Origin of the sequence: Sphingomonas sp. (assembly GCF_013812825.1) — a bacterium.
GTDB lineage: Bacteria > Pseudomonadota > Alphaproteobacteria > Sphingomonadales > Sphingomonadaceae > Sphingomicrobium.
The window spans coordinates 37,501-44,419 of sequence record NZ_JACCSU010000049.1 but is presented as its reverse complement, the minus strand read 5'-3'; the positions used below and the strand labels follow the sequence as shown (position 1 = coordinate 44,419).

The 6,919-nt window shown below is 67.5% G+C and carries 5 protein-coding genes and 1 pseudogene; 2 read left to right on the top strand and 4 right to left on the bottom strand.

All coding sequences use genetic code 11. From position 1 onward, the window contains the following. Positions 1–240: pseudogene (locus H0T81_RS06855) on the top strand (hypothetical protein); the annotation flags it as partial. Positions 241–244: 4 nt separating this feature from the next. Here the strand turns inward: H0T81_RS06855 and hemB are convergent. Beyond that, entirely contained in the window at positions 245–1,249 is a 1,005-nt protein-coding gene (gene hemB / locus H0T81_RS06850; protein ID WP_294011237.1) for a porphobilinogen synthase, read from the bottom strand. Between the two features lie 63 nt (positions 1,250–1,312). On the opposite strand from hemB, the gene H0T81_RS06845 reads away from it, so the two are divergent. Then, on the top strand, positions 1,313–2,236 hold the full coding sequence (locus tag H0T81_RS06845; protein ID WP_294011235.1) for a YegS/Rv2252/BmrU family lipid kinase: 924 nt from the start codon (positions 1,313–1,315) through the stop codon (positions 2,234–2,236). Here the strand turns inward: H0T81_RS06845 and H0T81_RS06840 are convergent. From H0T81_RS06840 to H0T81_RS06830, 3 genes are read right to left on the bottom strand one after another with little or no spacing between them, the layout of a single operon-like run. Then, a complete protein-coding gene (locus H0T81_RS06840; protein ID WP_294011233.1) occupies positions 2,219–4,951 on the bottom strand; it encodes a valine--tRNA ligase in 2,733 nt (910 codons plus the stop codon). The two genes, H0T81_RS06845 and H0T81_RS06840, sit on opposite strands and share 18 nt — an antisense overlap. 57 nt (positions 4,952–5,008) lie before the next feature. Then, positions 5,009–5,401, bottom strand: coding sequence for a DUF2497 domain-containing protein (locus H0T81_RS06835; protein ID WP_294011231.1), 393 nt, complete (start codon positions 5,399–5,401; stop codon positions 5,009–5,011). Between the two features lie 44 nt (positions 5,402–5,445). Then, the gene (locus H0T81_RS06830) at positions 5,446–6,918 is read right to left on the bottom strand and encodes a TolC family outer membrane protein (RefSeq protein ID WP_294011229.1); all 1,473 of its coding nucleotides are present in this window, start codon (positions 6,916–6,918) and stop codon (positions 5,446–5,448) included. Position 6,919 lies beyond the last annotated feature (1 nt).

The following is a 6,919-nucleotide window of genomic DNA, read 5'->3' as shown; positions in this document are numbered from 1 at the left end:
CGTCAGAGCGAAAGCTGGGTGGTCGCGCAGCAAGCCCTGTCGGCGGCGGTCGCCGCGCGGGGACCCACGACCCGGGCGCTTGGTGACATCGACGCGCTCGCCGCGTCCGCTCTGGCCAGACAGGGCGGGATCGCCCCCGCCGACCTCGCCGCGATCGAAGCCGCCGCGGCCCAGGTCGGGGCGCTCGACCGCCGCCACTCGCAAACGATCGACGCTCTCCAGGCCCGCCTCGGCGGCTAGCCGGTCAAACGTCCCTGTTGTTCAGCAATCTGGCCGCGTCCAGAGCGTGATAGGTGAGGATTCCGGTCGCCCCCGCGCGCTTGAAGGCGATCAGCGTCTCGAGCAGCAGCGCGTCGCGGTCGCCGGCCCCGGCCGCCGCCGCGGCCTCGATCATCGCGTACTCGCCCGATACCTGGTAAGCGAAGGTGGGCACTCCGAACCGCTCCTTCACCCGGGCGATGACGTCCAGATAGGGCAGCCCGGGCTTGACCATCACCATGTCCGCCCCCTCGGCGATATCGAGCGCCACCTCGCGCAGCGCCTCGGCGCTGTTGGCCGGGTCCATCTGATAGGCGCGCTTGTCGCCCTTCAGCCGCCCCGCCGAGCCGACCGCGTCGCGGAACGGCCCGTAGAGGGCCGACGCATATTTGGCCGCGTAGGCCATGATCGCGACGTCGCTATAGCCGGCGGTTTCGAGGCCCTGGCGGATCGCCCCGACGCGGCCGTCCATCATGTCGGACGGGGCGATGATGTCCGCTCCCGCGGCCGCCTGCACCAGCGCCTGCTGGGCGAGGATCGCGACGGTCTCGTCGTTGCGGACGCAGCCGCACTCGTCGATCACGCCGTCGTGGCCGTGGCTCGTGTAGGGGTCGAGCGCGACGTCGGTCAGCACGCCGATTTGGGGCACCGCGCTCTTGATCGTTTCGATCGCGCGGCAGATGAGATTGCCCGGGTTGAGCGCTTCGCGGGCATCGTCGGTGCGCAGGGCCTCGGCCGTGTTGGGGAACAAGGCGACGCACGGGATGCCGAGGTCGGCCGCTTGCCTCGCCCGCTCCGCAAGCCGGTCGACGCTCCAGCGACTGACCCCGCGCAGCGAGTCGATCGGTTCCTCGCAGCCCCGCCCTTCGCAGATGAACATCGGCAGGATCAGGTCGCTCGGGTGCAGCCGGTGCTCGGCGAGCATGTCGCGCATCCACGGACTGGCTCGGCCGCGCCGCATGCGCATCGCAGGGAAGCTTGGCTCGGTCATTCGCCGCGCGTCTAGCGCGTGATCCGGTTGGAAAGAAAGGTGCGGCTCGCGCATTCAGCCGCAATGTCGACCGACGCGCTTCCCAAACAGGTCGTTGTGGTCGTCAACGTCCACAGCCGCCGCGGACAGAAGGCCTTCGAAGATTCCTGCTCGAAATTGAAGGCGGCGGGCGTCGAGGTGCTCGCCGAGCATGCGGTCGACGATCCCGATGAGATGCGGCCGATCGTTCGCGAAGCGATCGCCAACAAGGCGCCGATGATCATCATCGGAGGCGGCGACGGGTCGCTCTCGACGGTGGTCGACGATTTCCTCGGCCACGACACCGTGTTCGCGGTGCTGCCGCTCGGCACGGCGAACAGCTTCGCCCGCACGCTCGGCCTGCCGCTCGACCTGGACGGGGCGATCGACGTGATCGCTCACGGGCGCAAGAAGCGCATCGACCTCGGCTCGATCGACGGCGACTATTTCGCCAATGCGGCGGCAATGGGCATGTCCCCGCTGATCGCCGAGAGCGTCCCGAGCAAGCTCAAGCGCTACCTGGGGATGCTCGGTTATCTGATCTGGGCGATCCGGGTCGCCTTCAAATTCCGTCCGTTCCGGCTGCACGTCTACGAGGGCGACCGGGTTCACCGGATGTGGGCGACCGAGGCGCGGATCGCCAACGGCAGCTTCCACGGCGGCGTCGAGCTGGTCGAGAATGCCGAGCTGACCAGCGGCAGAATTGTCGTGCAGGCGGTCACCGGCCGAAGCCTTTGGGGCCTCGCCTGGAGCTGGTTCGCGACCTTGTTCAAGCTGCGCGGCCGCGAGCAGACGGTGAGCGAGTTCCACGCCCCCGAGCTCAGGATCGTGGCCCGGCCGCCGCAGAAGATCTCGATCGACGGCGAGCTGCTGGCCGAGACTCCGGTGGTCGTGCGGGTCGCGCGAGCCGCTATCCTGGTCGCGGCGCCGCGCCCCGAGCAAATGGCCGATTCAACCCAGGCGAGCTAGGGCCGCCGCCAGCCGCTCCGCCTCCGCCGCGCGCTCGGCGTGGTCGGAGCGCGCTTTCTCGACCGCCTCGGGCTTGGCGCGCTCGGTGAACGCCGGGTTGTCGAGGCGAGCCGCGAGGCTGTCGCGCTCTTTCTCGGTCGCGGCGAGTGAATCAGCTAAACGAGTTCGCTCAGCGTCGAAATCGACTAACCCTTGCAAGGGAAGGAAATATGTATTGCCTGCAGCCACTACTTGAATGCCAGGATCCGCTATCGGGCGTTCCGATGTGGTCCTGTCAAATCGCTCCCCGGAGCGCAGATCAAACTGAACTCCCGTGTTGAAAAAAGTTACGTAATTCAGTCGGGCCATGCGAGCTAAAGTAGCTCTATTGCGCTCTACTCTTCCCACAAGTTCGGCCGTTGGAGGAGCGGTGTGGCGGGGGCCCTCCGATGCTTGGTATTCCGCGAGCACCCACAAGTCAGTCCTCGCCGCGGGAGGGACGTTGATGCTCATTCGCGCACTTCTCGTTTCCGAAACGAGCGTGATCAACCAATCGATCTCCGACATTGCATCTCGATCAATGACGGCTTCCGGCGCCGGCCATTTGGCCAGGATCAGCTCGTAGGGCCGCGAGTCCCCGTCTCGAGGCATCGCGTGCCACAGCTCCTCGGTGACGAAGGGCATGAACGGGTGGAGCATCACCAGGATCTGGTCGAATGCCCAGGCGGCGACCGCGCGCGTCTCGTCGTCGAACGCGCCCTTCACCAGCTCGACGTACCAGTCGCAGAAGGTCCCCCAGGTGAAGTGGTAGATCGAGTCGGCCATGTCGTCGAAACGCAGTTCGTCGAACGCCCGGTCGAGCTTCGCCAATGTCTCGACCACTTCGCCGATGATCCAGCGGTTGACCGGCAGCCGGGCCTGCGGCGCGGCGATGCTCTGGCTCGCGCCGACGCCGTTCATCTGCAGGAAGCGCGCCGCGTTCCACAGCTTGGTCGCGAAGTTTCGATAGCCCTCGACCCGCTTCTCCTCGAGCTTGATGTCGCGGCCCTGGCTTTCCATCGCCGCCAGAGTGAAGCGCAGCGCGTCGGCGCCGTAGCGGTCGATCAACCCCAGCGGGTCGACCGTGTTGCCCTTCGACTTGGACATCTTCTGGCCGACCGCATCGCGGACCAGCCCGTGCAGGTACAGCGTGCGCCACGGCACTTCATTCATGAACTCGAGGCCCTGCATCGCCATCCGCGCATCCCAGAAGAACAGGATGTCGAAACCCGAGATCAGCACGTCGTTGGGGTAGTGGCGCTTGAGCTCATCGGTCTCGTCCGGCCAGCCCAAAGTCGCGAATGGCCACAACGCGGAGCTGAACCAGGTGTCGAGCACGTCGTCGTCCTGCTGGAGCGTCTTGTCGTCGGCCTCGCGCTGCGCTTCCTCCTCGGTTTCGGCGACAAACACCTTGCCGTCCTCATCGAACCAGGCCGGAATCCGGTGGCCCCACCATAGTTGGCGCGACACGCACCAGGGCTGGATATTCTCGAGCCAGTTGAACCAGGTTTTTTCCCAGGTTTTCGGCACGATCTTGATCGCACCCGAGCGCGTTGCTTCGAGCACCGGCGCGGCCAGCTTGGCGGCATCGACATACCATTGGTCGGTCAGCCACGGCTCAATCACCGCCCCCGACCGGTCACCGAAAGGAGTCGGGATCACCCGCTCCTCGACCTTCTCGAGCACGCCTTCCGACTCCAGCATCGCCACGACGCGTTTGCGCGCCTCGAAGCGGTCGAGACCGATCAGATCCCCGGGAATCAGCCCGTCGGCGGTCTGCACCAGCCGAGCCTCGGCATCGAACATGTTGAGCATCTCGGCCGGCTTGAACCCGGCCCGCTTGCCGACTTCGAAATCGTTGAAGTCGTGCCCCGGAGTGATCTTGACCGCGCCGCTTCCAAGCTCCGGATCGGCATGCTCGTCGGCGATGATCGGGATCAGCCGGCCGGTGATCGGGTGCCGGATCGCCTTGCCGACCAGCGCCCGGTAGCGCTCGTCGTCCGGGTGCACCGCGACCGCCATGTCGGCGAGCATCGTCTCGGGTCGCGTCGTCGCGACCGACACGTGCCCATCGCCCTCGGCGAGCGGGTATTTGAGGTGCCAGAAATGGCCGTGGACCTCGCGCGTCTCGACCTCGAGGTCGCTGATCGCACTCTGGAACTTGGGGTCCCAGTTGACCAGCCGCTTGTCGCGATAGGCGAGCCCGCGCCGATACAGCTCGACGAACGCATGCGTGACCGCGCGGCGAAAGCCGTCGTCCATGGTGAAGCGCTCGTGGGCCCAGTCGCACGACGCGCCCAATCGCCGCAGCTGGCGGGTGATCTGGCCGCCGCTTTCTTCCTTCCACTCCCACACCTTGGAGACGAACTCGTCGCGCGTGTAATTGGTGCGCTTGTCCTGCCGCTCCTCGAGCTGGCGCTCGACGACCATCTGGGTGGCGATCCCGGCATGGTCCATGCCGACCACCCAGCGCGCATCCCTGCCCCGCATCCGCGCATGCCGGGTCAGGATGTCCTGCAGCGTGTTGTCGAGCGCATGACCGATGTGCAGCGAGCCGGTGACGTTGGGCGGCGGCATGACGATGGTCCACGGCTCGGCATCGCCGCGGTCGGGCCGGAACAGCCCGCGCGTCTCCCAATGCTCGTACCAGCGTTGCTCGATCGGGCCGGGCTCGAAGGTCTTGGCAAGCGAGGTCATCGGCCCGCGCCTAACCGCGCTGCAGCGCAGCATCAACCGCGGTGGCGATTGGAAGCTCTAAAGCGGACGCCCGGTAATCCGAGTGATCTCACGCTTCACATGCTCGTCGACAATGCCCGGCAGATGATCGTCGAGCCATTGCTTGAGGATCGGCCGGAGCATCTCGCGGATCATGTCCTCGAGCGGATTGACCGGCGGCGGCGCTGGAACGCTGGCGGCGATGGTCGACAGCGTCTCGAGCGAATGGCGGCTGGTCTCGGCGATCCCCTCGTCGACCAGCGGCGGGCCCAGATCCACCGGCGGCGCCAGCGGCTTGTCGAGCTCGAGCACGTCGTCCTCGCTGCCTTCGGAATGCGCCTCTTCGGTCGGTTCCGGATCGCGCGGGGCAGCCGTGCGCAGGTCCTTCTCATCGGCGATCACCTTCTTGATCGACGCCAGGATGTCTTCCATCGAAGGTTCGCGGCCGGGGGACTGCATCGCGAAAATTCTATCGCTTATTGCGGCGGCTGTGTCACCCCGGACGTGGTGACCGGCTCGGTCAGCACCCGCCCCAGAGGCACCGGTACCTCACTGGGGGTCACGGTGCGGGTCGCGACGGGGTCGTGGCGGCGATCGTTGGCCCAGTCGTTCCAGTTGCTGGAGACTCGGCGGTAATTGCCGAGCGGGTCGTAAAGCGGCCCGCCTTCGAGCCCCAGATCGTCGGCCTCCGCCTGGCCCATCGCGTTCAAGAGCTGGAAGCCGGCGACATAGGCGTCGCGCCGCGCGGTCACCAGCGCGACCTGGGCATTCAAGAGCTCCTGCTCGGCGTTGAGCACGTCGAGCACGGTCCGGGTGCCGACGCTCTGCTCGGCGCGGGCGCCTTCGAGCGCCAGCTCGTTGGCGTTGACCGCCACCACGTTCGACGCGATCGCGTTCTGCGCCGCCTGGTAGCTGGCGAACGCCGACCGGGTGTTGGAGACCACCGCCCGCTCGGTAGCGATCATCTGCTCGAGGAACTGGCCCTCGAGCGCCTGGGCGGCTCGAATCCGGGCCGCCGGGAGCCCACCCTGGTAGAGCGGGATGCGCGCGTTGAGGCCGGCGCTGGTCTGCGTGCCAGTGCTCGGAAGCGGGCCCGGATTGCCGCCCAGGGCATTGATGTAGGTGCCGCTGACCACGCTCGACACCGTCGGCAGCCGGCCCGCTCGGGCGACGCTGACGTCGAACCCGGCGGCCGAAGCCTGGCGGGTGACCGCGATCAGGTCGGGGTTGTTGGCAAGCGCGATGCGCACCGCTTCGTCCGGGGTCGACGGCAGCGGCGGCAGCGGCGGCGGCGGCGCCAGCGCTTCCGGGCGCTTGCCGATCACCCGCCGGTAATTCTCCTCGCTCGACGTCAGCCGCCCCTGCGCGGTGGCGAGGTTCGCCCGGCCGAGCTGCAGCCGCGCCTCGGACTGGGCGACGTCGGTGCGGGTCAGATCGCCGATCTCGAACCGGTCGCGAGTCGCCTCGAGGTTGGTTCCGAGCACCCGGACGTTGTTGGCGTTCAATTCGACGATCGCCCGGTCGCGGATCACGTCCATGTAGGCGGCCACCGCCTCGGTGAACACGTCGCCCTCGACCGCCCGGAGAGTCGCGCGACCCGCTTCCACCCGTGTCTGGGCGGCGCGGACGCTGTTACGGACGCTGCCGCCGTTGAACAAAGGGTAGCTGAGGTCCAGCCCCACCGACAGGTCGGGACCCTTGCCGCCGGTATCGAGAATCCCGCTTCGGGTCAGGTCGCGGTTGATGCCCGCGGTCGCGCTGACCTGCGGCCGCCCGGCGGCCCGCGCGATCGCCACGTTGGCGTCGGTCGCCCGAAGCGCCTCGCGCTGGCCGGTGATGGTCGGGTTGGTCCGGTAGGTCGACAGCAGCGCCTCGCGCAGCGTGTCGGCCGACGCCGTTCCGGCCATCAGCGCCGCCGCCAGAGTCCCTAGTGCAAGTTTACGCAACACC